This is a genomic window from Pseudomonas sp. SB113 (assembly GCF_040754745.1).
Taxonomy (GTDB): Bacteria; Pseudomonadota; Gammaproteobacteria; order Pseudomonadales; family Pseudomonadaceae; genus Aquipseudomonas; species Aquipseudomonas grimontii.
The window spans coordinates 1-465 of sequence record NZ_JBFMHW010000146.1; the positions used below are offsets into that span (position 1 = coordinate 1).

The 465-nt window shown below is 55.7% G+C and carries 1 pseudogene; it reads left to right on the forward strand.

Features of this window, described 5'->3' with window-relative positions:
* Positions 1–415, forward strand: a pseudogene (locus AB1462_RS31880) (RpiR family transcriptional regulator); the annotation flags it as partial.
* Positions 416–465: the final 50 nt, after the last annotated feature.

The following is a 465-nucleotide window of genomic DNA, read 5'->3' on the forward strand; positions in this document are numbered from 1 at the left end:
GCTGCAGTACCTGCGCGACCGGGTTCATCTATTGGATCTGGCGGGCGGGAGTTTCGCCGAGCTGCTGCTCACCGACCACGAGGAGGCGTGCCTCGTGATATTTGAGGCACGGCGCCATTCGCGGCTGGCCCGCCTCCTTGCCCAGGAAGCGCGCAGCGCGGGAATTCCGACTACGCTCATCACCGACGCATTTTGCGACTGGGGCCGCGATCTCGTCGATGAAGTATTGGTCGTGCCGACAGAATTCAACTTGTTTTGGGATTCCACGGCCCAAATGGCGAGCCTGACAAACCTGCTGATGAACGGCGTCTTTATCAAGCTTGGACCACTCGTAGAAGAGCGGATGAACAAGGTCTCAATGCTCTACAGCCGCTTCACAGGATATGTAGGCGACTTCTCCGAACCAAAAGGCTGAAAACGCAGCAAAGCGTTCCATTAATAATAAACAAAAGGGAACTGTGACAT